This is a genomic window from Rhizobium leguminosarum, assembly GCF_019798305.1.
Classification (GTDB): Bacteria; Pseudomonadota; Alphaproteobacteria; order Rhizobiales; family Rhizobiaceae; genus Rhizobium; species Rhizobium leguminosarum_U.
Genome location: NZ_JAAXDD010000012.1, coordinates 145,037 through 171,774, shown reverse-complemented (window position 1 = coordinate 171,774; position 26,738 = coordinate 145,037). Strand labels below are relative to the sequence as shown.

Annotated in this window: 30 protein-coding genes; 13 read left to right on the top strand and 17 right to left on the bottom strand. The window is 61.7% G+C overall.

Features of this window, described 5'->3' with window-relative positions; genetic code table 11:
• Positions 1-10: 10 nt before the first annotated feature.
• Both ltnD and HFO99_RS22035 read right to left on the bottom strand, forming a co-directional pair.
• Positions 11-955 carry an L-threonate dehydrogenase gene (gene ltnD, locus HFO99_RS22040; protein WP_222247566.1) on the bottom strand — a complete coding sequence of 315 codons (945 nt, stop codon included), beginning with the start codon at positions 953-955 and terminating at the stop codon, positions 11-13.
• A 68-nt stretch (positions 956-1,023) separates the two neighbouring features.
• Positions 1,024-2,340: an MFS transporter gene (locus HFO99_RS22035; RefSeq protein WP_222363590.1), complete on the bottom strand. Its 1,317-nt coding sequence runs from the start codon at positions 2,338-2,340 to the stop codon at positions 1,024-1,026.
• Between the two features lie 239 nt (positions 2,341-2,579).
• Here HFO99_RS22035 and HFO99_RS22030 point away from each other — a divergent pair, with 239 nt between their 5' ends.
• The 4 genes from HFO99_RS22030 (at position 2,580) to HFO99_RS22015 (ending at position 6,383) form a co-directional block, all read left to right on the top strand.
• A complete protein-coding gene (locus HFO99_RS22030) occupies positions 2,580-3,578 on the top strand; it encodes a LacI family DNA-binding transcriptional regulator (protein WP_222363589.1) in 999 nt (332 codons plus the stop codon).
• A gap of 16 nt (positions 3,579-3,594) precedes the next feature.
• Entirely contained in the window at positions 3,595-4,269 is a 675-nt protein-coding gene (locus HFO99_RS22025) for an aldolase (protein ID WP_222331838.1), read from the top strand.
• A 157-nt stretch (positions 4,270-4,426) separates the two neighbouring features.
• Positions 4,427-5,095: a haloacid dehalogenase type II gene (locus tag HFO99_RS22020; RefSeq protein ID WP_222331839.1), complete on the top strand. Its 669-nt coding sequence runs from the start codon at positions 4,427-4,429 to the stop codon at positions 5,093-5,095.
• 13 nt (positions 5,096-5,108) lie between these two features.
• Positions 5,109-6,383, top strand: coding sequence for an NAD(P)/FAD-dependent oxidoreductase (locus HFO99_RS22015; RefSeq protein ID WP_222331840.1), 1,275 nt, complete (start codon positions 5,109-5,111; stop codon positions 6,381-6,383).
• Positions 6,384-6,446: 63 nt separating this feature from the next.
• Here HFO99_RS22015 and HFO99_RS22010 read toward each other — a convergent pair whose 3' ends face one another.
• The 6 genes from HFO99_RS22010 to argE form a co-directional block, all read right to left on the bottom strand.
• A complete protein-coding gene (locus tag HFO99_RS22010) occupies positions 6,447-7,904 on the bottom strand; it encodes an NAD-dependent succinate-semialdehyde dehydrogenase (protein WP_315857780.1) in 1,458 nt (485 codons plus the stop codon).
• Between the two features lie 15 nt (positions 7,905-7,919).
• Entirely contained in the window at positions 7,920-8,963 is a 1,044-nt protein-coding gene (locus HFO99_RS22005; RefSeq protein ID WP_222363588.1) for a tartrate dehydrogenase, read from the bottom strand.
• A 9-nt stretch (positions 8,964-8,972) separates the two neighbouring features.
• Positions 8,973-10,436, bottom strand: coding sequence for an aldehyde dehydrogenase family protein (locus HFO99_RS22000; RefSeq protein ID WP_222363587.1), 1,464 nt, complete (start codon positions 10,434-10,436; stop codon positions 8,973-8,975).
• Between the two features lie 129 nt (positions 10,437-10,565).
• Complete coding sequence (locus tag HFO99_RS21995; protein ID WP_222363586.1) at positions 10,566-10,919, bottom strand: cupin domain-containing protein; 354 nt, start codon at positions 10,917-10,919, stop codon at positions 10,566-10,568.
• A gap of 25 nt (positions 10,920-10,944) precedes the next feature.
• Entirely contained in the window at positions 10,945-11,868 is a 924-nt protein-coding gene (locus HFO99_RS21990) for a 2-hydroxyacid dehydrogenase (RefSeq protein WP_222363585.1), read from the bottom strand.
• 26 nt (positions 11,869-11,894) lie between these two features.
• On the bottom strand, positions 11,895-13,016 hold the full coding sequence (gene argE / locus HFO99_RS21985) for an acetylornithine deacetylase (protein WP_222363584.1): 1,122 nt from the start codon (positions 13,014-13,016) through the stop codon (positions 11,895-11,897).
• Between the two features lie 279 nt (positions 13,017-13,295).
• Between argE and HFO99_RS21980 the strand changes: the two genes are divergently transcribed.
• The gene (locus HFO99_RS21980) at positions 13,296-14,198 is read left to right on the top strand and encodes a GNAT family N-acetyltransferase (protein ID WP_222363695.1); all 903 of its coding nucleotides are present in this window, start codon (positions 13,296-13,298) and stop codon (positions 14,196-14,198) included.
• A gap of 154 nt (positions 14,199-14,352) precedes the next feature.
• Here the strand turns inward: HFO99_RS21980 and HFO99_RS21975 are convergent, their stop codons facing one another.
• A complete protein-coding gene (locus tag HFO99_RS21975) occupies positions 14,353-14,664 on the bottom strand; it encodes a hypothetical protein (RefSeq protein WP_222247597.1) in 312 nt (103 codons plus the stop codon).
• A gap of 261 nt (positions 14,665-14,925) precedes the next feature.
• On the opposite strand from HFO99_RS21975, the gene HFO99_RS21970 reads away from it, so the two are divergent.
• From HFO99_RS21970 to HFO99_RS21960, 3 genes are read left to right on the top strand one after another with little or no spacing between them, the layout of a single operon-like run.
• Entirely contained in the window at positions 14,926-15,831 is a 906-nt protein-coding gene (locus tag HFO99_RS21970) for a LysR family transcriptional regulator (RefSeq protein WP_222363583.1), read from the top strand.
• A gap of 52 nt (positions 15,832-15,883) precedes the next feature.
• Positions 15,884-17,014: an HPP family protein gene (locus HFO99_RS21965; protein ID WP_222363582.1), complete on the top strand. Its 1,131-nt coding sequence runs from the start codon at positions 15,884-15,886 to the stop codon at positions 17,012-17,014.
• A 35-nt stretch (positions 17,015-17,049) separates the two neighbouring features.
• Positions 17,050-17,328 (top strand): DUF6522 family protein, encoded by a 279-nt coding sequence (locus HFO99_RS21960; protein WP_222331850.1) that lies wholly within the window; start codon positions 17,050-17,052, stop codon positions 17,326-17,328.
• Between the two features lie 54 nt (positions 17,329-17,382).
• Here HFO99_RS21960 and HFO99_RS21955 read toward each other — a convergent pair whose 3' ends face one another.
• From HFO99_RS21955 to groES, 3 genes are all read right to left on the bottom strand, one after another.
• Complete coding sequence (locus tag HFO99_RS21955; RefSeq protein WP_222331851.1) at positions 17,383-17,619, bottom strand: hypothetical protein; 237 nt, start codon at positions 17,617-17,619, stop codon at positions 17,383-17,385.
• A 52-nt stretch (positions 17,620-17,671) separates the two neighbouring features.
• Positions 17,672-19,303 (bottom strand): chaperonin GroEL, encoded by a 1,632-nt coding sequence (groL, locus tag HFO99_RS21950; protein ID WP_222363580.1) that lies wholly within the window; start codon positions 19,301-19,303, stop codon positions 17,672-17,674.
• A gap of 150 nt (positions 19,304-19,453) precedes the next feature.
• Positions 19,454-19,768, bottom strand: coding sequence for a co-chaperone GroES (groES, locus tag HFO99_RS21945; RefSeq protein ID WP_222331853.1), 315 nt, complete (start codon positions 19,766-19,768; stop codon positions 19,454-19,456).
• 337 nt (positions 19,769-20,105) lie between these two features.
• Between groES and HFO99_RS21940 the strand changes: the two genes are divergently transcribed.
• From HFO99_RS21940 to HFO99_RS21925, 4 genes are all read left to right on the top strand, one after another.
• Complete coding sequence (locus HFO99_RS21940) at positions 20,106-20,396, top strand: hypothetical protein (protein ID WP_131643281.1); 291 nt, start codon at positions 20,106-20,108, stop codon at positions 20,394-20,396.
• A 108-nt stretch (positions 20,397-20,504) separates the two neighbouring features.
• The gene (locus HFO99_RS21935) at positions 20,505-20,861 is read left to right on the top strand and encodes a hypothetical protein (RefSeq protein ID WP_222331854.1); all 357 of its coding nucleotides are present in this window, start codon (positions 20,505-20,507) and stop codon (positions 20,859-20,861) included.
• Positions 20,862-20,914: 53 nt separating this feature from the next.
• Complete coding sequence (locus HFO99_RS21930; RefSeq protein WP_222363578.1) at positions 20,915-21,241, top strand: DUF2934 domain-containing protein; 327 nt, start codon at positions 20,915-20,917, stop codon at positions 21,239-21,241.
• 5 nt (positions 21,242-21,246) lie between these two features.
• Positions 21,247-21,666 carry a metal-dependent phosphohydrolase gene (locus HFO99_RS21925; RefSeq protein WP_222332215.1) on the top strand — a complete coding sequence of 140 codons (420 nt, stop codon included), beginning with the start codon at positions 21,247-21,249 and terminating at the stop codon, positions 21,664-21,666.
• Between the two features lie 126 nt (positions 21,667-21,792).
• Here the strand turns inward: HFO99_RS21925 and HFO99_RS21920 are convergent, their stop codons facing one another.
• The 4 genes from HFO99_RS21920 to HFO99_RS21905 all read right to left on the bottom strand — a co-directional run bounded on the left by HFO99_RS21920 (position 21,793) and on the right by HFO99_RS21905 (position 24,069).
• Entirely contained in the window at positions 21,793-22,062 is a 270-nt protein-coding gene (locus tag HFO99_RS21920; protein ID WP_222247611.1) for a cyclase, read from the bottom strand.
• Positions 22,063-22,106: 44 nt separating this feature from the next.
• Entirely contained in the window at positions 22,107-22,370 is a 264-nt protein-coding gene (locus HFO99_RS21915; protein ID WP_222363576.1) for a hypothetical protein, read from the bottom strand.
• A gap of 230 nt (positions 22,371-22,600) precedes the next feature.
• Positions 22,601-23,245, bottom strand: a complete 645-nt coding sequence (locus HFO99_RS21910; RefSeq protein ID WP_222363574.1) for an RES family NAD+ phosphorylase — start codon at positions 23,243-23,245, stop codon at positions 22,601-22,603.
• The gene (locus HFO99_RS21905) at positions 23,242-24,069 is read right to left on the bottom strand and encodes a hypothetical protein (protein ID WP_222363572.1); all 828 of its coding nucleotides are present in this window, start codon (positions 24,067-24,069) and stop codon (positions 23,242-23,244) included. The genes HFO99_RS21910 and HFO99_RS21905 overlap by 4 nt, the downstream gene beginning before the upstream one ends.
• A gap of 208 nt (positions 24,070-24,277) precedes the next feature.
• Between HFO99_RS21905 and HFO99_RS21900 the strand changes: the two genes are divergently transcribed.
• A complete protein-coding gene (locus HFO99_RS21900) occupies positions 24,278-24,784 on the top strand; it encodes an HIT family protein (protein WP_222363570.1) in 507 nt (168 codons plus the stop codon).
• Between the two features lie 46 nt (positions 24,785-24,830).
• Here the strand turns inward: HFO99_RS21900 and HFO99_RS21895 are convergent, their stop codons facing one another.
• A complete protein-coding gene (locus tag HFO99_RS21895) occupies positions 24,831-26,681 on the bottom strand; it encodes a DUF2264 domain-containing protein (protein ID WP_222363568.1) in 1,851 nt (616 codons plus the stop codon).
• Positions 26,682-26,738 lie beyond the last annotated feature (57 nt).

Sequence of the window (26,738 nt, the reverse complement as noted above, 5' to 3'; positions counted from 1 at the left end):
AGCGTTCCTTTTACAGGCTCTGCGGCTCTCTGGTGGAACTGGGCAATTCAGCGCCGGAAAGCTTGGCGTAGAGCCGCGCGAGCGAGGAATCGTCATCACGGCCCATGCCGGCTCCGGAGGCGGCCAGATACATCTGCAGGGCCGCTGCCGCGAGCGGCACCGGATAACGCTCGGAGCGGGCCATGTCTTGGACGATACCGAGATCCTTGACGAAAATCTCGATGCTGCTGAGCGGCGTATAATCGCCGGCAAGCACGTGCGGCACGCGGTTTTCGAACATCCAGGAATTGCCGGCCGAGGCCGTGATCACCTCATAGACCTTGTCGAGGTCGAGGCCCTGCTTGGCAGCAAAGGTTATGGCCTCACAGGCGGCCGCGATGTGCACCCCGGCGAGAAGCTGGTTGATCATCTTGAAGGCCGCACCTTTTCCAGCCTCGTCGCCGAGTTCGTAGACCTTGCTCGCCATGGCGTCGAGACCCGGGCGCGCCGTGTCGAAGGCCTGTCTGGAGCCCGATGCCATGATCGTCAGTTCGCCACGCGCCGCCTTGGCCGCGCCGCCTGAAATCGGCGCGTCGAGATAATGCAGGCCGAGAGCTTCCACCCGCCCGGCCAGATCGCGCGCGACGGCTGGATCCATTGTTGCCGATGAGATGAAGACGGCGCCGGGCTTCATCACATACGCGACACCTTGAGGCCCGAACAGCACGGCCTCGGTCTGCGCGCCGTTAACGACCACGGAGACGACGATGTCGGCGTCCTTTGCCGCAGCGGCGGGGGTTGACGCGCCACGTCCACCCTCGTCGACGAAGCGGTCCACTGCCGCCGGCGTGACGTCATATCCAACGACGTCGAGACCTGCGCGCTTCATCGACAGGGCCATTCCAAGCCCCATGGAACCAAGACCGATGACGGCCGCGACAACGGCCGAGCCCGAGTTTTCAGCAAGCGGTGACATGAGGAGCTTCTCCGGTATCTTGAGAAAGGTCTGCGCCCCTCCGGGTGCTATCCCGGAGGGGCTGTTGTTCAGCGATTGACGGTTTTCGCGGGAACCGTCAACACGGCCAGCGAACCAATGACCAAGGCAGCCGCCAGCAGATACATGCCGGCGCTGTTGGTGCCGGTGAAGTCTTTGAGATAGCCTATCAGAAACGGCCCGAGAAACCCGGCGAGATTGCCGACCGAATTGATCCAGGCAATGCCGGCCGCAGCGCCGGTGCCGGCGAGAAATGCCGTCGGAAGCGACCAGAACAGCGGCGCGCAACTGATGGCGCCGGCAGCAGCCAGCGAGAGGCAGACAATCGAGGCCGCTGTGCTCGTTGCCATCGTCGCCGCGACAAAGCCACCGGCGGCGATGAGGGCCGGGACGACGAGGTGCCAGCGGCGTTCGCGCAGCCTGTCGGCGGAACGTCCGAGCGCCAGCATAACGACGAATGTGCAGATATAGGGGATCGCCGAAATCAGGCCGATATTGAGGTTTCCGTTGACGCCGGAGGCCTTGACGATCGTCGGCATCCAGAAATTCGGGCCATATTGCCCGAGCACGAAGCAGAAATAGATCAGGCACATCAGCCAGACGCGACGGTCGGTCAGCGTTGCGCCGATGCTGTGCGGGCTTGCCGTCTTGGCCCGGTTCTCCGCCTCGATACTGGCCGTCAGCACGCGCTTTTCCTCATCGTTTAGCCATTTCGCGCCCTGAATCGTATCATCAAGGTAGAAGAACGTCGCAACGCCGAAAAGAATGGCTGGAATGGCTTCGATCAGGAACATCCACTGCCAGCCGGAAAGGCCGTGCGTGCCGTGAAACCTGTCCATCAGGAGGCCCGAAAGCGGATTGCCGAAAATGGCGGATATCGGGATCGCCGACATGAAGGTGGTGATGATCCTGGCGCGGCGATGGGCCGGATACCACGCGGTCAGATAAAGAATGATGCCGGGGAAAAACCCGGCTTCGGCAACGCCCAGCAGGAAACGCAGGACATAGAAGACGGTTTCCGACGAGGTGAACATGAAGGCGGCGGAAATGATGCCCCAGGTGAGCATGATGCGGGCGATCCACACCCGTGCGCCCACCTTGTTCATGATGATGTTGCTCGGCACTTCAAACAGAAAATAGCCGATAAAGAAAATGCCTGCGCCGATGCCATAAGCGGCTTCCGAGAGGCCGAGCTCGCTCGACATCTGCAGCTTGGCGAAACCGACATTGACGCGGTCGAGATAGGCGACCACGTAGCACAGCATCAAAAAGGGTACGATGCGCCAGAATACCTTGCCATAGGCACGGTCTTCGAGCGTCTGGGCGGGATGTGCGCCAACGACTGGCGCTTGCGTCTGCAGCGTCATGATTTTCTCCTCCGATTGCTGCCGCGGTCTCTTTGAGGTCCTCCCGCGGCACGCCATGCCACGTTTTGGCAGCGCTGCCATTTCATTAATCCATTTTGGCAGCGCTGCCAACGGCAAATTGGTAGCGCTGCCAAAAAAACCTTGCTTCTTGGCGGGAGCGGTGAAAAATGGGGGCAGAGCGGTGGTCATCGGGCCGGCAGGTCGGACAACCACCTCAACAGTCGGGTTCAAACGTAACGATGGAATTCAAACCTCAACCGACGGTAACGCTTGCCGAGGTCGCGGAAGCGGCCGGTGTTGGCGAGAGCACGGTGTCGCGTGTGCTGCGCAACCACGGTTCGTTTTCCGGCAAGACGCGCGAGCGGGTGATGGCCGCCGTCGAGCGGCTGGGCTATGTGCCGAACCGGATTGCGGGAACGCTGGCCTCCACCGGTTCGCGTCTCGTTGCCTTCGTCATTCCCTCGCTGTCCAACATCGTCTTTCCCGATGTGCTGCGCGGCGCCAGTGCCGTTCTGGAGGAAAACCGGTATCAGGCGGTCTTCTCGGTGACCGACTATGATCCGGGCAAGGAGGAAGCGCTCGCCGCCGCGATGCTCGCCTGGCGGCCGGCGGCGGTCATGCTGGCGGGATGCGAGCATACCGAGGGCACGGTCAAGATGCTGCGCGCCAGCGGGTGTCGGGTCGTCGAACTGCTCGATCTCGACGGCGATGCTCTCGATATCGCGGTCGGCTTCTCGAACCGCGCAGCCGGGCGGGGGAGCGCTGCCTTCCTGCTCAAGCGGGGGTATCGCCGGATCGGCTATGTCGGTCACGACCTGAACCGCGATACCCGTGCCGGCAAGCGGTTTTCCAGCTTTTGCGAAACGCTCGGCGCGCATGACGCCCCGCTCGTCGCCCGCGAAATTCTCCCAGGCGCTTCGTCCGTGGAAAACGGCAGGTTGGGGCTGGAGCGGCTGCTTGCCCGGACGACCGATCTCGATGCGGTTTATTTTTCCAACGACGACATGGCGCTGGGCGGCTATTTTCATTGTCTGGCCGAGGGGATCGCGATCCCCTCAAAGCTCGCCATTTTCGGCTATAACGGCCTCGATATCGGCCGGGCGACACCGCAACCCTTGTCGACCATCCGAACGCCGCGCGTGGCGACCGGGCAGATTGCCGCGCAGTTGGTCGTCGCCAATGCGCCGCCACAGGCCGTCGATCTCGGCTTTGAACTGATCGAAGGGGCAACCGCCTAATATTGGAGGAACTGTCATGTCCGACGCGCGCCTGCGTGAGGAAATCTGCCGATACGGCCGCTCGCTGTTCAAGCGCGGGCTGACGCCCGGTTCGTCGGGCAACATATCGTTGCGGCTGGAGGACGGCGGCTGGCTGGTCACGCCGACCAACGCCTCGCTCGGCTTTCTCGACCCGGCACGGATCTCCAGGCTCGATGCCGAAGGCCGGCTCCTGTCCGGCGACAAGCCGACCAAGGAAATTCCGCTGCACACGGCCCTTTACGATACGCGCGGCAGCGCCCGCGCCATTGTCCATCTTCACTCCACCCACGCGGTGGCATTGACCATGCTGCCGGAGATCGATCCGCGCGCCGCCCTGCCGCCGATGACGCCATATTATCTGATGCGCGCCGGCGAAACCGCACTGGTGCCATATTATCGTCCCGGCGATCCGGCGGTGGCTGATGCCATCCGCGGGCTGGCGGGCAAGTATTCGTCGGTGCTGCTGGCCAATCACGGACCGGTTGTTGCCGGTGACAGCCTGGAGGCGGCGGTTTTTGCGACCGAGGAACTGGAGGAGACGGCGAAGCTCTATCTACTGCTGCGCAACCTCAATCCCCGTTTCCTCAGCCCGGCGCAGGTGGCCGATCTCGTCAACACCTTCGGCCTCGACCTTCCGTCGCATCACGATCACGATCACGACGGCGATTGAAGGCGTCGCCGGCCGATGACCGCGGCAGGTGCGCAACCTTCTGCCAAACCCCGCTTTCGATACGATAGATTCTGCTTCCGATGCCGCCAATTCAGGCGAGCTGTGGGTGAAGCGATGCCTATGATTGTGACAGCTCCGATCGTTCAAGGATACGCAGATGACGACCTTCCGTCCAAAATACATCACCTTCGACTGCTACGGCACGCTGACCAACTTTCAGATGGCGGAAGCGGCGCGCGACCTCTACGGCGAAGAGCTCGACGAGCGGCGCATGGTGGAGTTCATCAAGAATTTCGCCGCCTATCGGCTCGACGAGATCCTGGGCGACTGGAAACCCTATGCCGAGGTAGTACACAATTCGCTCGAGCGGACATGCAAGCGCAACGGCGTGACATTTCACGACGAAGCCGCCCGGATGGTCTATGAGCGGGTTCCAACCTGGGGGCCGCATTCGGATGTCCCGGCCGGTCTTGCCAAGGTCGCCAAGGAAATCCCTTTGGTCATCCTCTCCAACGCCATGAATTCGCAGATCATGTCGAACGTCGAAAAGCTCGGCGCGCCCTTCCATGCGGTCTATACCGCCGAGCAGGCGCAGTCCTATAAGCCACGCTTCAAGGGCTTTGAATATATGCTCGATATGCTGGGCTGCGGGCCGGAAGACGTGCTGCATTGCTCGTCTTCCTTCCGCTACGACCTGATGTCGGCCCACGATCTCGGCATCAAGAACAAGGTCTGGGTCAATCGCGGCCATGAGCCGGCCAACCCCTATTACGGTTATGTCGAAATTCCTGACCTCTCGGGCCTGCCTGGCGTCGTCGGGCTCTGACGGAGACACGCGGATGCAGTTCGAATCCTACTGGCACGACACGGCACCAGCCTTTGCCGCCGCCGCTCAAGGCCCCGTCGAAGGACATTACGACGTCGCCGTCATCGGTGCCGGCTTCACCGGGCTTGCCGCAGCGCGCCAGCTTGCGAAAGCCGGCGTCAAGGTCGTCGTGCTGGAAGGCGAACGGGTTGGCTGGGGGGCATCGGGGCGCAATGGCGGCCATCTCAACAACGGGCTCGCCCACAGTTTCCTGTCCGCCAAATCAGCACTCGGCGTGGAGCGCGCCGTTGCCCTCTACAAGGCGTTCGACCATTCCATCGACACGATCGAGGCGATCATCGCCGAAGAGGGGATCGACTGCAATTTCCGCCGCGCCGGCAAGCTGAAGCTTGCTTCCAAGCCGCAGCATTTCGATGCCATTGCCCGCAATTTCGAGGCTGTTCACAGAGAAGTCGATCCGGACACGGCACTTCTGACCGCGAGCGACCTGGAAAACGAGGTCGGCTCGCTTTTCCATGGCGCCATGCTCTCGAAGAAAAGCGCGATGATGCATATGGGCCGCTATGTCGCGGGGCTCGCCACGGCAGCCGCGCGTCACGGCGCTATCATCTTCGAAAAGGCAGCCGTGACCGAGCACCGGCAGGGCAATGGTCGCCACAGCCTGACGACGGCACGCGGCACCGTCACCGCGGACCACGTGCTGGTCGCGACCGGCGCCTATACGCCGTCGCTCTTCAGCTATTTTCGCCGCCGGATCGTTTCCGTCGGCAGCTTCCTGATCGCCACCCGCCCGCTGACCGATGCTGAAATCGCCGCTACGATGCCGGGCAACCGCACCTGCGTCACGTCAATGAACATCGGCAACTATTTCCGGCTGTCGCCCGACAAGCGGCTGATCTTCGGCGGCCGCGCCCGGTTTTCCGCCACGTCCGATCAACGCTCGGATGCAAGGAGCGGCGACATTCTCCGCGCCAGCCTGGGTGAAATCTTCCCACAGCTCGCCGGCGTCGAGATCGACTATTGCTGGGGCGGGCTCGTCGACATGACCAAGGACCGCTATCCGCGCGCCGGCTATGTCGATGGTGTCTGGTATGCCATGGGCTATTCCGGCCACGGCGCCCAGCTCTCCACCCATCTCGGCATGATCATGGCCGACGCCATCCTCGGCAAGGCCGACCGTAACCCGATCAAGGGTCTCGACTGGCCGGCCGTCCCCGGCCACTTCGGCAAACCGTGGTTCCTGCCGCTGGTCGGGCTCTATTACAAGACGCTCGACCGCTTCCAGTAAGGCAGAAATGGATCAGCAAAAGGCGCCGGGATGATGTCCTGGCGCCCTTTGTCGTCTTGTCGGTCAGGAGAGTCCGCCGATGTGGAAGCTCTTCATTTCGAGATATTCCTCGATGCCGCATTGGGCGCCTTCACGCCCGAGGCCGGACTGCTTGACGCCGCCGAAGGGAGCGACCTCGGTCGAGATCGCCCCCGTGTTCAGGCCGACCATCCCGAATTCGAGCGCTTCGGCGACACGCCAGGAGCGTTTCAGGCTCTCGGTGTAGAAATAGGCCGCAAGGCCGAAGGGCGTGGCGTTGGCGATACGGATCGCCTCTTCCTCGTTGTCGAAACGGAAAAGCGGGGCAACGGGTCCGAAGGTCTCTTCGCTGGCAAGCTGCATCTCGGTCGTCGCACCGCCGAGCACCATCGGCACCGCATATTGACCGCCTTCAGGCACGGAACCCGCGGTGGCGAGGATCCGCGCTCCCTTTTCCACCGCATCGTCTATGTGACGCTTGATCTTCTCGATTGCCGCCCTGTTGATCATCGGCCCGATATCCGTGCCGGCATCCGTGCCTGCCCCGACCTTCATGGCCGATACGCGCGCGGAAAGTTTGGCGGCAAAGGCATCGTAGACGCCGGACTGGACGAGAAGTCTGTTGGCGCAGACGCAGGTCTGCCCGCCATTGCGGAATTTCGAGGCGATCGCGCCTTCCACGGCAAGATCGAGATCGGCATCATCGAAGACGATGAAGGGCGCGTTGCCGCCGAGTTCGAGGCTGAGCCGCTTGACACTGTCGGCCGCGCCGCGCATCAGCAGCGAGCCGACCCGGGTGGAACCGGTGAAAGAGATCTTGCGGACGGTCTGGTTCGCCATCAGTTCGTCGCCGATGCCGGCCGGCATGCCGGTGACGATATTGATCACGCCTTTGGGGATGCCGGCGCGCTCCGCCAATACGCCGAGCGCCAGCGCCGAAAAGGGGGTCAGGTCCGATGGTTTGACGACTACGGTGCAGCCTGCGGCGAGTGCCGGCCCGACCTTGCGGGTGATCATCGCATTCGGAAAATTCCACGGCGTGATGATCGCCGACACGCCGACAGGCTCCTTCAGAACGACGATCCGCCGGTCCGCCGTCGGTGAGGGAATGGTCGTCCCGCCGATGCGGCGCGCCTCCTCGGAGAACCATTTGATGAACGAGGCGCCGTAGCGGATTTCGCCGCGCGCTTCCGTCAGTGGCTTGCCCTGCTCACGGGTGAGGATCAGCGCCAGATCCTCGATATTGTCGAGCATCAGATCGTGCCAGGCTTCCAGCAATGCGCCGCGCTCGGCATTGGTCTTTGCGCGCCATGGACCAAAGGCTTTTTCCGCCGCGGCGATCGCCGTCCTCGTATCGGCTCCGTCCATGTCGGGCACCGTGCCCAGCACATGCTGCGTCGCCGGGTCGATCACCTCGATCGTGCGCCCCGCTTCAGCCCCGCGCCATTCTCCGTCGATCAGCCCTTGCTCACGAAGCAGATCGCTATCCCTTAATCCGTTCATTCTCTTCTCCATTGATCAGCCAAGTGCCGAAAGCACCGCTGCCGTGATCGCGTCGGTCTTGTCCTTGCCGGGAATCGCGCCGATGCCGCGTGCGGTCGTCGCCTCGATCGCGGCCATCACCGTTGAGGCGGCAGCCGTTTCTCCCAAATGCTCCAGCATCATCGCGCCCGACCAGATCGCGGCGATCGGATTGGCGATGCCGAGATGAGCGATATCGGGCGCCGAGCCGTGAACCGGTTCGAACATCGACGGCGCCGAGCGATCAGGATTGATATTGGCGGAGGCGGCAAAGCCGAGCCCGCCCTGAATGGCGGCGCCGAGGTCGGTCAGGATATCGCCGAACTGGTTGGAGGCGACCACGACGTCAAGACTATCAGGCGCCATGACCATGCGGGCGGCCATGGCGTCGATATGGTAGCTCGTCACCTCGACATCGGGATATTCGGCGGAGATCCTCTGGGTGATCTCGTCCCAGAAGACCATCGAATATTTCTGCGCGTTGGACTTCGTCACCGAGGCTAGCTTGCCGCGTCGCGCCTGCGCCTGCTCAAAGCCGAAGCGCAGGATGCGCTCGACCCCCTTGCGCGTGAAGATCGAGGTCTCGACCGCTACCTCATTGTCGGTGCCCTGGTGGACGCGGCCACCGGCGCCGGAATATTCGCCCTCGGTATTTTCGCGAATGCAGAGGATGTCGAAACCATCGGACCGCAACGGTCCCTGCACACCCGGCAGCAGCCGGTGCGGGCGGATATTGGCATATTGCACGAAAGCCTTGCGGATCGGCAGCAGAAGCCCGTGCAGCGAAACGGAATCCGGCACTTTGCGAGGCCAGCCGACGGCGCCGAGCAGGATGGCATCAAAGGATCTGAGCGTTTCGATGCCATCGGCGGGCATCATGCTGCCGTTCTCCAGATAGTAATCACAGGACCAGGGATAGCTGGTTGCATCAAGAGAAAATCCATTTGCTGCAGCTGCCTTTTCGAGCACGGCCCAGGCTGCAGCCGTCACGTCGCGGCCGATGCCGTCTCCGGGCAGAAGGGCGATCTTGTAGGTTTTCATCGCAGGTCCTCACAGGCTGATGAGCACACTCTTGCTCTTGCGGTTGGCGAGATAGGCGTCGCGGCCGAGATCCTTGCCGATGCCGGACTGCTTATAGCCCCCGGTCGGCAGGATATGGTCGCGCGAGCGGCCGTAGCGGTTGACCCAGACGGTGCCCGCTTGAAGGCGGCGTGTCACGCGGATGGCACGCGAGAGGTCGCGGGTGAAGAGGCCGGCGGCGAGCCCGTAGGCCGGATGGTCGGCGAGGCTCAAAGCCTCCTCCTCATCCTCGAAGGTCTGAATAGTCAGCACGGGTCCGAAGATTTCTTCCAGAACCGCCGGCGAAGTTGCCCTCACGCCCGAAATCAGGGTCGGCGCGTAGAAATAGCCTTCGCGGTCGAGCCGGCGGCCACCGGTGAGGCATTCGGCGCCACCGTCGATCGCGGCACGGATGATGCCGTCCATGCGGGCGATCTGTCGTTCGGAGATGACGGGCGAATAATCGGTCGCCTCGTCCCAGGTGGGGCCGGGGCGGATGGCCGCCAGCCTCTCGACGAGTGCAGCGGCGAGCGCGTCCGCCACCTTCGCCTCGACGATCAGGCGGGATCCGCAAACGCAGGCCTGACCGGCGTTGGAGAGAATGCTGCCGGCGATTGCGCTCGCCGCAAGCTCGAGATCGGCATCGGCGAAGACCAGCTGCGGGCTTTTGCCGCCGAGTTCCAGCGTCATCGGCTTGACGCCGGTGCGGGCGATATTGGTCATGATTGCCGCGCCGGCTGCGGTCGAACCGGTGAAACTGACCTTGGAGATGCCTGGATGTCCGGTGATCGCATTTCCGGTGGTCGGGCCGTCGCCGAGCACGATGTTGACGAGACCGGCCGGCAGGCCGGCCCGCACCGAAAGTTCGGCGAGATAGAGCGTCGAAAACGGCGTCATTTCCGATGGCTTGAGCACCACTGCATTGCCTGCCGCCAGCGCCGGGCCGAGCTTCCAGCCTGCCATGGACAAGGGGAAATTCCAGGGGGTGATGGCGCCAACGACGCCATAGGGTTCCGTCATGATCATGCCGAAGTTCGCATCGTCGGTCGGGACGAGGTCACCTCCTTCCTTGTCTGCGAATTCGGCAAAGAAGCGGATCTGTTCGGCGGTGACGGCGATGTCGCCGGAGACGAGATGACCGATGGGCCGGGTCGAAGAGAGTGCCTCGAGCCTGGCGAGGGTCTCCGCCTCGGCTTCGATCAAGTCTGCCCAGCGCTGCAGCGCCACTGTGCGCTCACGCGGCCGCACGCCGCCCCAATTGCTCGTCTTCAGCGTTTCTCTGGCGGTTTCGACGGCGTGGTCGACAAGGGCCTCGTCGGCCAGCGGGCAGCCGGCATAGGCCTTGCCGTCGGATGGGCGATGCATGTCGATGACGGCTTCTGCCGGAACCAGCCGGCCGCCGATGAAATGTCCGACGGGCAGGGAAATCGTGTTCGGATCGAAGCTGAGTGTCATCGCATGTCCTCGGGATGGGCTGAGACAAGCCTAACCGGGGAAGGCGAGCAGCATGCGTCGACGGGTGATGCCGCAGCGGCGAAAAATTGCGTTTTCGCCGCTGCGGCAGTCAAATCTACGGCGTCGGCTTCATGACACGGTGACGTAGATCTTGCGCACCGTCTCGATCGTCTTCCAGACGCCAACGAAGCCCGGCTTCATGACGAAGCTGTCGCCGGCCTTGTAGACCACCGGTTCGCCACCGTCCGGCGTGAGTTCGACCAGGCCGGAAAGGATATGGCAGAACTCGAAGGTCTCGCCCTTGATCGAGCGCGTCTCGCCGGGTGTCGCTTCCCACACGCCGCTATGAACCGTCTCGCCGCGGGCGACGTCCTGCGCCCAGGTCTTGAAGGTCGGATTGCCCGAGATTAGCCGTTCGGGGAGCGGACCGGACTCGCGCGGCGCGAAGAATGGGTTGGTGTCGATCGTCTTGAGGAGGGACATGATTTCGCTTTCCTAGGTTGAGAACTCAGTAGCCGCGGCTGCGATTGATCAGTCCGATCGGATCGAGGCCTGCCTGGTGCCGCTTGATGTTGCCGATCACGGCCGCCGCAGCGGTTTCAGCTTGGGTGACGCTCGCAATGTGCGGCGTCAGCAGGACCTTCGGATGGTTCCAGAAGGCGTGGTCCTCAGGTAGCGGCTCCGGTTCGGTGACGTCGACGACGGCGCCGGAGAGATGTCCGGCGTCGAGGGCGTCGACGAGCGCCTGGTGGTCGAGCTGAGCGCCGCGGCCGACATGAACGAGTGCTGCGCCGGCCGGCAGTCCGGCGAAGAGCTCGGCATTCAGGAAGCCGCGCGTCTCATCTGTCAGCGGCAGCAGGCAGACGAGAATATCGGTGGTTGCAAGCAGAGTATCGAGGCAGTCGCGGCCGCTCAGGCATCGGATGCCGTCGATCTCGCGCGGGCTACGGCTCCAGCCCGAAAGCGGAAAGCCGAAGGGCTGCAAACGTTCGAGCACTGCGCTGCCAAGCATGCCGAGCCCGAGCACGCCGATGCGGCGTTCCGAGGCTTGCCTAGAAGTGATCGTCTGCCAGGTCCGGCGCCGCTGCTGGTCGAGATAGCTCGGCAGGTCGCGATGGAGCGCAAGGACTGCCAGCGTCACATATTCCTGCATCATCCTGATGATGCCGTCCTCGACCATGCGCACGACCTTGATCGATGCAGGCACGGCATCGATGCGGAACTGGTCGATGCCGGCGCCGATCGAAAACAGGATTTCGAGATTGCGATAGCGTGCGAGATCCTCCGGCACGGTCCAGGTGATGAGGTAGCCCACGGCGTCCGGTTCGACTGACTGGGTATCCATGGAGAAGGCAATGCCCGGCAGTTCGCGCGCGAAGGCTTCGGCGAAGATGGCGCCGCGCTTCGCATCGGAATTGAAGAGAAAGGTCATGAGTCGGCTCCTTGATCTCGATGTCATCAGGCGCAGCGGCGGCCAAGCGCCTCGATCATCGCCTGGCACGCGAGCAGTTCGCCGGCGAGGATGAATTCGTCCGGCTTGTGGGCGCGGCCGATGTCGCCAGGTCCGCAGATGATCGCATCGATGCCGGCGCGCTGGAAAAGGCCGGCCTCCGTGCCGTAGCTGACGGCAGCGAGCGGCTCGGCGCCGGTTAGTTCGCCAAGCAGCGCCGCAAGCGGCGCATCGGCGGCAAGCGAAAGCGCCGGATAGGCGCTGAGTTCGCGCCATTCCACCTGAAAGCCGAGCTGCGATAGCCCCTCGGCCGCCGCGCGGAGCGGCGCCAGCAGCGTGACCGGATTGGCGCCTGAAATGGCCCGCGCCTCGAACTCGGCCTCGCAACTGTCGGGAATGATGTTGACCGCCTGGCCTCCCTTCAGCGTGCCGACCTGAAGCGAGGAGTAGGGCGGTTCGAAGACAGGCTCGAACGGGCCGCAGGCGAGCCGTTCGGCTTCGGCTCTCGCGCAAACCAGGACGTCGGTAATGGCATGGATTGCGTTCAACCCCTGGTCCGGGCGCGAGGAGTGGCCGGAGCGGCCCCCGACCGTCAGCCGGGCGGCGGCCTTGCCCTTGTGGGCGCGGATCGCCCGCATGCCGCTCGGTTCGCCGACGATAGCGCCAAGCGGAGTTGCACAGAGCTCGGGCAGGCGGGCGATCATGTGCGGCACGCCGCGGCAGCCGGCCTCCTCGTCATAGGAAAAGGCAAGGTGGACGGGCTGGCGAAGCGGTGTTTCCGCCAGCGCCGGAACGGCCGCAAGAGCCGCGGCCAGGAAGCCCTTCATATCGGAGGCGCCGCGACCGTAAAGGTGATCCGCTTCGGCCCGCAGGCGGAAAGGGTTGCTGGTCCAGCCATCTTCCATTGCGGGGACCACGTCCATATGGCCCGAGAGGATATAGCCCGGCGCCTCCATCGGGCCGATCGTGGCAAAGAGGTTCGACCGATCGCCCTCCGGGCCGGGAAGCTCCGTGACGACAGCGCCGTGGCTTTGCAGGTAGTGCCGGATCCACGCGACGATCTCGCCGTTCGGCGTGCCGACGACGGAGGGAAAACCAACGAGCCTTTCGAGAATTTCAATTACCTGCATGGGATTGCTCACAGTGAGGGGATCTTCGAGGTGCTTGCAACTGGGCTGAGGGGAGGCGACATTTCTGGGCTCTCACTGTAAACGCCGACTCCGGCCGATGAATCTATCAATGACTGTAGAGGGAGGCGCAGGCGTTGCTTGCCGAAAGCGCGGCGGATTTGGTCGATTGTTGTGTTTGCGCCGGCCTTACCGGTGAATTGTATCGAGTTATCTGTTCTAGTCTGGGCAGAGAAGTTTCCGGACGCAGGCGTGGCCAGAAAAAAGCGGCAGGGGGTGGGAGTGAGTGAACTGACATCCGAATCCAGGTTCGTCGATAGTTTCGAGACGCACATTGCCGGGATCGACAGCGTTGCCCTCGACAAGTTGCATGCGCTGTCGATGACCGTCGCCTGGCCGCATCGTGGCGAAGACTGGCAGTTATTGAGGGAATTCGGCCAGGGCATCGTGGCGATCGATGAAATTGGCCGCATCCTGGGCTCTGCGATGTGGTTTCCCTACGATGCCCAATTTGCCACGATCGGTATGGTCATCACCTCGCCGCGTCTTCAAACCAATGGTGCCGGGCAATGGCTCATGGCCCACGCGCTCGAGCAGGTCGCCGGGCGGAACCTCGGGCTGAATGCGACGCGCGCAGCGCGACGTCTCTATCGTTCCCTGAACTTTGTTCGCGAGGCGCTCGTCTTTCAATGCCAGGGCGAAGCGATATCGCCGCCGGGTGTGGAGCTACCGTCCGGTGCCGCAATACGGGCAGTGGAGGCTGGCGATCTGGAAGCGATCGCCGAATTGGATTGCGTGGCCTTCGGCACCGATCGCAAGCTACTCCTGGCACGGCTGATGGCAAATTCCAAAGGCATCGTGTTGACCCGCGCCGACAGGATCGAGGCTTTCTCGCTTTGCCGGCGGTTCGGGCGTGGCCATGTCATCGGTCCTATTGTGGCGCACAGCGATGCGGACGCGATCGCCGTCGTCCGCCCGCATGCCGCCGAGCATGCAGGGGCGTTTCTCCGCCTCGACACACGCGAGCAGGGCGGGATCTTTTCCGATTTCCTCTCCCGCTGCGGTCTCCCTGTCTACGACATCGTGACGACCATGTCGCTCGGCGGCCCTTGGCTCCCGGTTCCGAGACATCAGGCGGCGCACGAGCCGAGGACCTATGCGCTCGTCAGCCAGGCACTCGGTTGACGCAGGCCGGATCGGCGCTCGACACAACCCGGCATTCGCCGTGGTTTAAACGCCGGTACAGGCGGGTATGCCGGCCGGGGCCTGTCGGCGTTCGCATTGTGGCCGGAACGAACGGTGTTTGCCAAAAGCCTTCCGGGGGTAGACGCCGAATGGCTCAGGCAATTGAACGCAACCCGAGATAGGCCGCCAAACTGACGGCGGAGAGGGCAATCGTCAGCCTGGGTCTCGCATCGTCGAACATGGCCGCCAGCGAAAGGCCGACCATCAGGATGACGGATTTTGCCCAGAGATTCTGATCGGAGACGGTAAAAGCGATTGCCCCCAGAAAGACGGCGCTTGCGACGATGGTCACAGGAGCAGATTTCTCCGCGAGATCGCCGCCTGGCAAATACGGCAGAAGAAAACGGCGCATGCTCAAGCCTGAAGCGACGCTCAGAAGAAGACAGGTCAAGACAAGTTGCAACATATGGTCGTCGCCGATCGATCTGCAGATAGCTCTGCGCATGCAAACCTCATGCCAGTCCTCAAACCCTCAATACGTCGTCCGACGGAGGCAATGCCGCGGCTTGCATGGCTATTTCCTCGGCGTCGCGACCCTTTTTTCGGCAATCGGCCCCCTGCTTGGGCTCATGTTTTTCGTCCGATGCCGAAACCGGCTTGAGCTGGGGCGATGATTTTTATATAGAGAATTATCTATCGTCTTAATTCCGCAAATGAGATCTTTTCATTGGACCTTTCATCGATCGAGATATTTCTCGCCGTTGCCGGCGATCGCAGCGTTACGAAGGCGGCTAAGGCCGTAGGGCGGGCGCCGTCGAATGTGACGACACGCGTCCAGCAGTTGGAGGAGGACCTCGGCGTTTCCCTCTTCAGCCGTGACGGCAAGAAGATGACGCTGACACGCGAGGGCGAGACGTTTCTCGCCTATGCCAACCGGCTTGTGGCGCTTGCGCTCGAAGCGCGCCAGGCCGTGCGGCCCCTCGCCCCATCGGGGACATTGCGGGTCGGCACCATGGAGAGCACGGCGGCAAGCAGGCTGCCGGCGGCGCTGACGCAATTCAATCAGATGTGGCCGGAGGTGTCGCTTCATCTGACAATGGGGGCGTCCCGCGATCTGACCCGCGACGTTCTCTCTGATGCATTGGATTGTGCGCTGATTGCCCGTCCACCCAAGACGATGCGCGAGCAAGACTCGAGCTTCGATGCCGAACTCAAGGCGCTCGAAATGGAGCCGATCTTCGTCGAAGAGCTGCTGATCGTGTTGCCATCCGGGCATCCCTCCATTAAATCCGCCGCCGACCTGCGTGTCGGATCACTCGCAGCTTTGGAACCCGGCTGCACCTATCGCAGGATCGCCGAAAACTGGGCGCGCAAATCGAGCGCGCTGCCGACGAGCGAGCTCGGTTCCTACCACGCGATCCTGGCGAGCGTTGCGACCGGGAAAACGGCCGGTGTCATGCCGCGATCCGTCCTTGATCTCATGCACTGGCCGACGCCTGTCCAGACCTATCAGCTGGGACCCGTCGAGACGCTGCTCGTCTACCGCAGGAATGATCGACCCAGCGCTTTCAACGCCTTCCACGAAGTCCTCAGCGTGACCAAAGGCAGAGATCTCCGGCTGGCAACACACTAGCCCGCACCTCTCCCTTTCGCTCTCCATAATCCACATTCAAATTGGTCTTGTCATGCACTATCCCGTTTCCCCGAAAGAGGGACCGAGCCGCTTCCGCCGCTTCCGGTTGTTTTCACCGATTCTGGCTGGTGCGACCTTACGAGAGCGATTGATCGCATGCTTCGGCGCTTTGCTGGGCATTGGTCTTACCGGCGTTATCAGCGGCTACCTGTTCGGGCAGGGACCGCATCTTCCCTTGATCGTCGCGCCGATGGGGGCTTCCGCGGTGCTTCTTTTCGCCGTCCCGGCAAGCCCGCTTGCGCAGCCATGGTCGATCATCGGCGGCAACACGATTTCCGCACTGATGGGAATCATTGCCGCTTATTTCATTCGTGATCCGATCATCGCGACCGGTGTCGGCGTTTCGCTTGCCATCGGCGCGATGTCCTTCACGCGCTGCCTTCATCCACCGGGAGGAGCCGCCGCGCTGACCGCCGTGCTCGGCGGCCCTGTCGTTGCCGGCTGGGGATTCCTCTTTCCCTTCGTGCCCGTCGCTCTGAACTCCTGCATTCTCGTCGGTCTTGGCCTGCTGTTCCACAGGCTGTCCAAGCGGAATTATCCGCACGTCGTTCCGAAATCGGCGGAGAACACCCATCGGACGATCGATCTGCCATCTGCCGTGCGGGTGGGTTTCCGCGAGGAAGATGTCGATGCGGCCCTCGAAGCACTTGACGAAACTTTCGATATCGATCGGGCAGACCTCGGCCGCCTGCTGCAGCAGGTCGAGCTGCAAGCGGCTATCCGCTCAAACGGCAAGATCAGCTGTGCGGATATCATGTCGCGCGACGTGATCGCCATTGGGGAGGCTTCGGAACCGGATGCCGCTCGGCACCTTCTGCTCAAGCATAATATCCGTACACTGCCGGTGAAGGATCCAGAAGGCCGTCTCGTCGGCGCTGTCGGTTTACGGGAGTTGTCGATGAGCACCGAGACCATCGCCCATGCGATCTCGAGGCCGGCGGTGGCGAGACCTTCGGATCCTGCTCTGTCGCTATTGCCCGTTCTGACGAACGGGCGCACGCATGCCGTCATCATTGTCGATGACGATCACCGCATTCTTGGCCTGATATCGCAGACGGATCTCCTGAGCGCAGTGGCGCGGCTGCTGCCAAAGGAGGACAATGCTATTGCGGCGGTGGCCTGAGGAGTGGACTTGGAGCGTAGCTGGAGAAAAAGTCGGTGCTGATCGAGCGCGATTCAAATGGCGATTTTATCCTGGAATCATCGGAACTGGCGGAGCGGTTCGGATTATCGCTGGCTGATCTTCGCCGTCACATGCGCCATGGTTCCGTCGTCAGCTCCGTGGAAATCGGCAGGGCTGAACACGAGGGGACGAAACGGGTGTCGCTTCGGCTCGGCAACAGGCTTTGGCAAGCCGTTTTGAACGATGAAAATGAGGTGCAGCAGGAGCAGATGACCGTTCTCCGCGGAAGATCCTCCGGACGGCACCCGCGCTGACCATCATTATGTGTGATCCCGCGCGGTGCTTATGACGCGCAGGCACGACATTTCCTACCGCTCGCTCGTTTCGAAGAGGCCGCGGGCCGCCTCGACCATCGACTGCAGGTGATTGGGGTCACGTACGCCTTGTCGGTAAAGCTCGATGATGATGCTCGCCATTCGTTCGGCTTCGTCGCTGTCCTTTGTCACCTGGTAATCGGATCTGATCTTGTCGAAGACCTGCTGGCAGATTTCGAGATCGCGGGAGTCCAGCGGTACCTGCGATCGGCTTTTGATCGTTTGAACCATCTCTATTCCCTTAGACAAGGCCCGCCCGGGGTGCGGCGGGCCGGCAGCCTTTTTAGAAATCCATGCCGGCGGCGCCGGGGGGCATTGGCGGCGGCGCGTCCTTCTTGGGTTTCTCGGCGATCATGGCCTCCGTCGTAACGAGAAGACCGGCGATGGAGGACGCATCCTGCAGCGCGGTGCGCACCACTTTCGCCGGATCGATGACGCCCTGGGCATAGAGGTCGCCATATTCGCCCGTCTGAGCGTTCCAGCCGTAGGAGAACTCGCTCTTCTCCCGCAGCTTGCCGACCACGATCGAGCCTTCTGCACCGGCGTTTTCGGCGATCTGGCGAGCCGGCGCCTCGACCGCGCGGCGGACGATCTCCACACCAACGCGCTGGTCCTGGTTGGCCGTGTTGAGATTATCGAGCGCCTTGACGGCGCGCAGCAGCGCCACACCGCCACCCGGCAGGATGCCCTCTTCGACGGCGGCACGGGTTGCATGAAGCGCGTCATCGACGCGGTCCTTCTTCTCCTTCACTTCGACTTCGGTCGAGCCGCCGACGCGGATGACGGCAACGCCGCCGGCGAGCTTGGCAAGCCGCTCCTGCAGCTTCTCGCGGTCGTAGTCGGACGTGGTTTCCTCGATCTGGGCGCGGATCTGGGCAATACGGCCTTCGATGTCGGACTTGGCGCCTGACCCATCGACGATGGTGGTGTTTTCCTTCTCGATCGAAACCTTCTTGGCACGGCCGAGCATGTCGAGAGTGACGGATTCGAGCTTGATGCCGAGATCTTCGGAGATGACGGTGCCGGCCGTCAGGATGGCGATGTCTTCGAGCATGGCCTTGCGGCGGTCGCCGAAGCCAGGCGCCTTGACGGCAGCGATCTTCAGGCCGCCGCGCAGCTTGTTGACGACGAGCGTAGCAAGCGCTTCGCCTTCGACGTCTTCAGCGATGATCAGCAGCGGCTTGCTGGATTGGACGACGGCTTCGAGAACCGGCAGCATCGACTGCAGGTTCGACAGCTTCTTCTCGTGGATGAGAATATAGGGGTCTTCGAACTCGACCCGCATCTTGTCGGCATTGGTCACGAAATAGGGGCTGAGATAGCCGCGGTCGAACTGCATGCCTTCGACGACTTCGAGTTCGGTTTCGGCGGTCTTGGCTTCCTCGACCGTGATGACGCCATCATTGCCGACCCTTTCCATGGCATCCGCCAAAAAGCGGCCGATCTCGGCATCGCCATTGGCGGAGATTGTGCCGACCTGGGCGATTTCGGAATTGTTGGAGATCTTGCGGGCGTTGGCCTTCAGTTCCGCGACGATGGCCGCGACCGCTAGATCGATGCCGCGCTTCAGGTCCATCGGGTTCATGCCCGACGTAACGGCCTTGGCGCCCTCCTTGACGATCGCCTGGGCCAGCACCGTTGCGGTCGTGGTGCCGTCGCCGGCGATGTCGCTGGTCTTCGAAGCGACTTCGCGGACCATCTGGGCGCCCATGTTTTCGAACTTGTCCTCCAGTTCGATTTCCTTGGCGACCGAAACGCCGTCCTTGGTGATGCGCGGCGCCCCGAACGACCTGTCGATCACGACATTGCGGCCCTTCGGGCCGAGGGTCGCCTTCACGGCGTTGGCCAGGATGTCGACGCCACGCAGCATCTTCTCGCGGGCTTCGGTGCTGAATTTGATTTCTTTAGCAGCCATGTCCTCACTCCTTCATAGGCAGCCAGAGCAATTCCAGGAAAAGTGCGAAGCGATTTCCGTTCGGAATTGCGTAAAATAAAAGGTTGGAACGGTTCTGCGTTTCCATGAAAAGCTGAAGCGCTCCAGCATCGACCGATGTCCGCAGGGATATCAGGCGGCCTGCTTCTTTTCGCCTTGGGTTTCGATGATGCCCATCACGTCGCTTTCCTTCATGATCAGCAGGTCTTCGCCATTGATCTTGATCTCGGTGCCGGACCATTTGCCGAACAGGATGCGATCGCCGACCTTGACGTCGAGCGCTTGGATCTGGCCTGCATCGTTGCGCGCGCCGGGGCCGACGGCGATAACCTCGCCTTCCTGCGGCTTTTCCTTGGCGGTGTCGGGAATGATGATGCCGCCCTTGGTCTTTTCTTCTGAATCGACCCGGCGGACGAGAATGCGGTCATGAAGCGGTCGGAACGACATATCTTCCTCCATCGACAAACAGTGATGACGTGGCCGGACCGGATGACCAATCCGGGCGGGGTGCAGGTTCGCGCGCGCGCCTTGCGCGAATGATCTGGTTCGACGGTTCGGCAATTTCAAGAGGGGACGACAGAAATATTAGCACTCTCCGCCGGTGACTGCTAACGCCCGGCAGGGAACAGAAAATCGGCCCCTGCGTTCGGTCAATAAGTGAGTGGCGTGTCGAAGCGAGTTCGAGCTGCATTGAGGCTTGAATCGGGGTTTCGGCGTTCCCAACTCTTCGGTGATTGAGGCTTGATAGCTCGATCACCGTCCCACGTCTTTTGGAGTGAGTGACATGGAAGAGAAGACCAATATAATCAAAGACCTCAGTATCGAGGAACGCGAGGAAATCCTCGTTGACATCGCTCGTAGCCTGGAGGATACGGCGCGTGAGGCCTTTGTCGAAGGCAATACGCATTTTGCGGCACTCTCCAACAACATGGCTGAAGCGATCCGCGTCAACGCCGACGAACTTGCCCGTGACGATCCGGAAAATGCCGAGCTGGTATTACAGCAGGCAACGGCGATGATCTCGCAATTCGAAGCCGTGCACCCCTATCGGATGGTGAGCATGGCAGTCCATTGATCGCCGGATGCGCGGCCCCGCCTCGAACGCCGCTCAAATCAATCGCCACCCACGCGGAACTCTCACTGCTTGCGAAGGTTATTGGATCACAACATCGAAAGGTGATCCATGACGACTTTTAAATCCAACGTGCCGCCAGAGAGCGGCACGGACGACGCGCGGTCCGCCGATACCGAACGGGCCGAGATCGATCGCCAAAGGGCATTGGCAAACGCCCTGCGCAACGCGACGTCGGCATCAGATCGCGATCGCGGCACCGAAACCCCAAGCCTGAAGCTTGCCAAGGAATATCTTAGCCTCGGCGGCCACCGCCGATCAATGATCGACGACAATATCACCGATGTTCGCCAATGGGATGAGGATCTGCCGGAGGCCGAACGGTTCTGGAAGGAACGGGTGGAGACGCTTCCAAAGGATCAACGCAAACAGGTGGAGGATTTTCTTCCAACCATCAACACGCCCTGAAAGGCGGCCGGGCCGCCCTTCGGACGGCTCATCCCAATGACTTGGAGGCGATCATGGCTATAGACAAGCACGAGCAGATCCGTCGCCGTGCCTACGAAATCTGGGAGGCGGAGGGCCGCCCGGATGGCGCCGACAAACGTCATTGGCTGCAAGCCTGTGACGAACTGGCCGGGGAGGATGAGCATGAGACGCTGCAGGACATGCTCGATCAAGACGACAGGGATGACGCGGCGCTGCTTCAAGGCGCCGGCGAGAGCGGTGATCTCGATCGCCCACCAGCGAAGGCCGGCCAGGCCGCCAAGGCTCCGGTGCCTGACATCGAGATGGCGGCGGGCGAAAAGCCTTTCACGCAGAAGATCAGGAAGGCCGAAGGGCCGTGATCGCCATGCAGCATCTCGACCATGCAATCCAGATCGCTCTTACGGCTCATGAAGGCCAGTCAGACAAGGTCGGCCGCCCGTTCTTCGAGCATTGCCAGCGGGTAGCCCTTCTGGTTTCCGGCGATGAGCCACGAACAGTTGCCTACCTTCATGACGTCGTCGAGAAGGGCAGCGGCTGGACGCTCGACAGGCTGAGGGAGGAAGGCTTTCCGCCGGCGATCGTCTCCGCGGTAAATGCTCTGACACGGCGGCCGGACGAGCCGGATGACGACTTCGTCCGACGTGCGGCATCAAACCCGCTGTCCTTGCCCGTCAAACGGGCCGATCTCGAAGACAATCTCCGGCAGGCCGAACAGGCCGGCAAGAAAACGGAAAAATACCAACGCGGCCTGGATCTGCTGCGCGACATAAAGAGCGGGTCATAATTTGCGCCGTGCGGCGGCAAGGGCCACCAAGGTCGGCAATCGGGCGAGCACCCCCACCCGCCTCCATATCATGCATCGAGAGCGGGCGGCCTCCGTTGCACAGCGGTGGAGGCCGTTTGGCCTATTTCATGCTTTGTTGGCAAACCACACCGTCGGCGTGCCGAGCACGCCTCCCGTACGCATCGCCGTCTTCAGCTCGTCCAGCTTGCTGAATGCCTGCGCCGCTTCAAACGTGGCGAACTCGTGGGTGACGGTAATATCGTTCGGATTGTCGATGGCCCGATAAACGGCTTGCGCCGTCACCCCGTTGGCCTTCTGCACCTGATGAAACGCATCATATGTCTTGCGCCAAGTGGCGTAGTCGGAGACCTCGTGCCGCACGAATAATGTCGTCATATCATCCTCCCACGTTGCATTTCCAAGTCTCGTCGAGATGTGTGTTACGATTGAACGAGGAACGTCATGGTCTCGGGCAAGACGCCGTCACTCGCCATCGCATCGGCCGCCGCCTTGGTCTGCATGAAGGCCGTCAACTTATCCATATCAGCAACGTCCATGACCAAGCCGACGCGGTTGGACGTTTGAGGGTCTGTAAACGTGCGAATGTTCGTGACGCCGACGGGTTCCAATACCTGCTTGCGGATGGGTGAGGCGAGCCAGTGTTTCGTGTCTTTGACGTCGTGGCAGATCATTATGGTAGGCATTGCGTCCTCCTCTCAAGATCTCGGAAACTGAAAGCTGAGTATGCTGCTGCGCTTTGCCGGATTTCATTACAGCAATGTTGCGAAGAGTGGGTTTTTCTTATTCATTAGTTGAAGATATAAATATAATTATCGAGTAATTCGAAAATATTATGCGCTGGCGGCGTTGAGCGCGCATTGGTTTTTTGAGAATAGCTCTGGTGACGGTTCCGGGTCAGCGAACGTCATTGGCGCTAAGATATGATCGTGATGCCCGCACGGCGCCCATAGTCCCGCAGTTCGAGAAGGAGGCCAGCATCCGCGCCGGCGTCGATGGATTGAACGACGTCGAGCCGGTCCTCTGCCAAGCGATCCTCGAACAGGATGATGCATTGCTCGGGGTCGCACTGGCGGGACGTCCAGATCAACCCGTCAATGTCGGTGCGCGCCCGATGAATGGCTTCGGCCCACAGGACGGTCTCGCCATAGGTCGACTTCGGCGTTTCGATGAGATCCGTTCGACGGAGTTTCCAGGCCTTCAAATCGGGTGCGAAAAGGCTTGCCAGCTGCAGATCACGCTTTGGCGCGATGACGCTCACCGTCCGCGCTTCGACGACGGCAAGCCGGATGGTCTTGAAAGCGGCGGCCGGTTCGATGTCGTGAAAGATCGACTCGAAGGCGGCCGCCTCTCTGCTCGTTGCCGCATAGAGCGTCGCGACACAATTGCCGTGCGCGTCGTTGAACGGTGCAAAGCGCGTCGGCTGTCCCTCGCAGGGATTGAATTGCCCTGCCCGGAACGAAGACAGATGGGTCCGATGAAGCGCCGTACCTGCCTTGATCGTCCGGATGTTGATCGTTGGAAAGGGCGACGGCGGGCTTGGCAGAGGAGGGTGGCTCACCCAATGACCTCTTGCCGTTCACGGGCCGCGGCAGCAGCCACCGCGTCGATATCGTCAAGTACATCCATGGGCGCTTTGTCGTCCAGCCAGCCGTTCGTTGAAACGAACCAGAATGCGCGCTGCCATGGAGACAGGTTTTCCGGAAGCGCCACAAGCGCCTTCTTGATCGCAGGATGCGGCCGTCCGTCCCGGAGCTGAAACGCCGGAAAATATTCGGTGCCGCGATGATGTACTGAGAAAATGTCGCCGGCTTTCTTCCAGCGCGCCGCAGTCGCGTACAGGTTTCTCGCGCTTGAGCCGGCGCGGTTTCCGATCTCTGCGCTGGTGAGCTGCGGCACCTCAGCGATGAAGCGATCCCTGAGCTCCAGATTGTCCGCTGCGAGCACGCCGCGCGCCTCGCCAAGCTCATCAGGCAGGATAACATCCGCGAGCTTGTTGATCGCGTCTTCCAGCCGGCTTTCTTCTAGCGAGCCGCTGACGCGGACCATCGTCTGGAAGAAGGTCTTGACGGATCTGCGATGTCCTTCCGGGAGATCGGGTTTCAAGCGGATTACCACGGAATCCCCGACCGCAACATTTGCCATCGCCCTGGCGAGCTTCGCGAGTTCGGGGTCCGCGTTCTCAGGAAAAGCAGATCGATCGACGGCGAACTTCGTCAGGGTCTGCAGGAAGGCATCCGCGAACGCATCTCGCAGAGCGTTTCCATCCGAGGTCCGTTCTGGAGCAACGCCTTTGCGCCGGCGGCCAGCCAATGGCACGGTTTGCCCGTCGTTGGCGGAGGACCGATCAATCATGAGAAATTCGGAAAAGAGAGCTTCGGTCATTTCGGCCACGTGAGATTGATGATGAACATCTCAATATCACTTAAGTCATGCAAAGTCGATTGCAATGGGAGTGTCAGGATGACCATAACCTCGCATATGCGCCCGTGGACAGATTTGATGGCAGGATCGATTTGACTTCCCAATATCGGTTGTCGCACCAATTTGACGATCGGATACGCCTCGGCGCGTGAGACGACAGAGGTTTAGAATGATCGAACGCCAACCATTTGATCTCAAGGCCTATGTGCACGACATCGGAACAAGGCCATGCTTTATCTGCGGCTTGGTCAGGAATGACCCTGACTTCTTTCATCATCGCGTTTTTGAAGACCACGAGACGATCATTTTCCTGAGCAAATATCCCGCTCTACCGGGCTATTGCCTCGTCTGTCCGAAGGAGCACCGTGAGGATCTGGCGCGGGACATGTCGACGGACGAATATCTTCGACTACAGGAGAAGGTACATGTCTTGTCGCGCGCCTTCAAAAACGTGTTCGACGCCGAGCGAATTCATGTGCTTTCGCTCGGCAGCCAACAAGCCAATAGCCACCTGCATTTTCATGTCGTTTCCTTGCCCTCAGGTGTGCCGCTTGAAAGGCAGCAATACCATGCACTGATGGCGGAGTACGGGGTTCTGCAGATACCTGACGATCAAATGGCACAGTTGGCGCAGCGCATTGCTGAAGCATACCGTACCGAGCTGACCGCACGATAATTAACCGTCTGGCTCGCGGTTGAGACCCGGAAGCCGCTGCTCCAAGCTACGTCCCGAGGGCGAATGCCGGCACCCGGGTGCCTTTTTCGCGAAAGAGACGCTCCACCTCGTCGAGGCGGGGGCTGGCGGGCGGGTTATCGAGCGCCTTTGCCCAATTCTCGCGAGTGGGCAGGGCCATCGCGGCGGTCGTCAGCACGATGGTGCCGGGGCCGATTTCGCCGCGCAGCTGCGGCAGCAGGGTCTTGGCGTGGATGAGGTTGGTGTTTGGGATCGGGCTCATCGCATGGCCGGTCCTCGGATGGGGCGATAGATCCACGATGGCGCTGACGTCGGTCTGTCCGTACCAGACGGCCCGGCCATCGCCTACATCGGAGCGATCGGCATTGAAATCCGCGCGTTCGATCGCAAAGCCGCCCTCGATGGTCAGCAGGGCGCGTGGCGTAGCGATGCGGTGGATGCGAATATGCCACGGGTTTTCGGGAAGCAGCCAGGTTTCGATCGTGACATCGCTCCAGGGGCGCCAGCGCGAATAGAGCAGGTCGCCAGCAATCAGCGCCTCTTCGAGTGTTTCCCGCATGCGGAAATGGATGCCGTCGTCGGAGAGGCCGAGCATGCCGTCGAAGCTTGCGGCGGAGAAATTCCGGTCGTCGGCTTCGATGTTGAAGGCGTAGCGGGTGGAATAGACGAATTTCGAATATTTCTCGTTTGCGCCGAGCATCTTGTCGTGCTGCTGCCCCGAGGAGAGTACGACCACGTTTCCCGGCGTGTGCATGGCGACCATTCCCGCCGGTTTCAGCGCAACCGGCTCCGGAAATTCCGGCTGCGGTGCCTCCTCGGCGGTCCAGAATGGATGATCCCCTGCAAGGGCGAGCGGCAGGAAGAATTTAAGCGCCCAATAGGGCGAGCCGGGAGAGTTGTAGCCCTCGCTCATGAAGAGGTTCGGATAGCCGTAACCGACCGAGAGAACGCCGTCGCGATCGGCAATCGGCATCGCCGACCACCAGCGGATATGGCGCATGTAATAACCCTTGATCTCGGCCCAGGGCAGGGCTTCGACGCCGGCAAAGGCAAGCGCGCCCCAAAAGCCTCCTGCCGCAAAGCGGTAGGTCTGGCTGCGGCCGAAGGCAAGGGCTGCCCCATCCGGGCCGAACCAGTGGCGGATATCCCTGGCGAAGATCTCGGCGCGATCGCGGAAGCGATCCTTGCGCGCCTCGTCGCCCTTGGCCAGCACCGCATAGATCAGGCCGTAGAAATGCATGGCGAAGGGAATGTAATGATCGACCCGCCGAACCGGCCCGTCGCGATACCAACCATCCCTGAGGTCGAAGGTCTCCAGTTCGTCGAGATAGGCGAGTGTTTTCCGGTGATCGAACGCTACGCTCACGCGTTCCAGCCCGAGATCGATGAGCACACGGAAAAATTTCCAGTTATTGTCGATGAATTCCAGCTCGCGCGCTCTGAGAAGATAGGCAGCGACCGTCTTCTTTTCGCTGTCGTCAAGCGGTTCCCAGATGTGCTCGGGCACGAGCGCCAGGGCGAAGCCGACTGCGGCTAGCTCGACCAGCCGCTGATTGCGGTCGGCAAGATCGCCCCAATATTCGGGATGAGCGGGATTGGTGCCGTTCGCCAGCCCGCGACGATAGAGATCCCAATGCGGAAACGTGCCGCCGCCGGCAACGAGCGGAACGATCCCCCAGAGCGGCCGCGCAAATCCCTCCAGATCCGCCGCCGCCCGATCGAAGATCGCGCCGGCCGCACCGAGGCGCACACGGGCGCCGCCTTCGGAAAAATACGGCAGTAGCGGCTCGAACAGATCGGTGACGGCCTTGGCGAGGTCGTCGCGGGTCTTCAGGGGATTGCCGAAAAGCGGATTGGCCCGGGCGGGATCATAAATCATTGTCAGGCTCGAAATTCATGAAAAACAGGATCGGCCGCGGGCAGATATTGCCCGCGG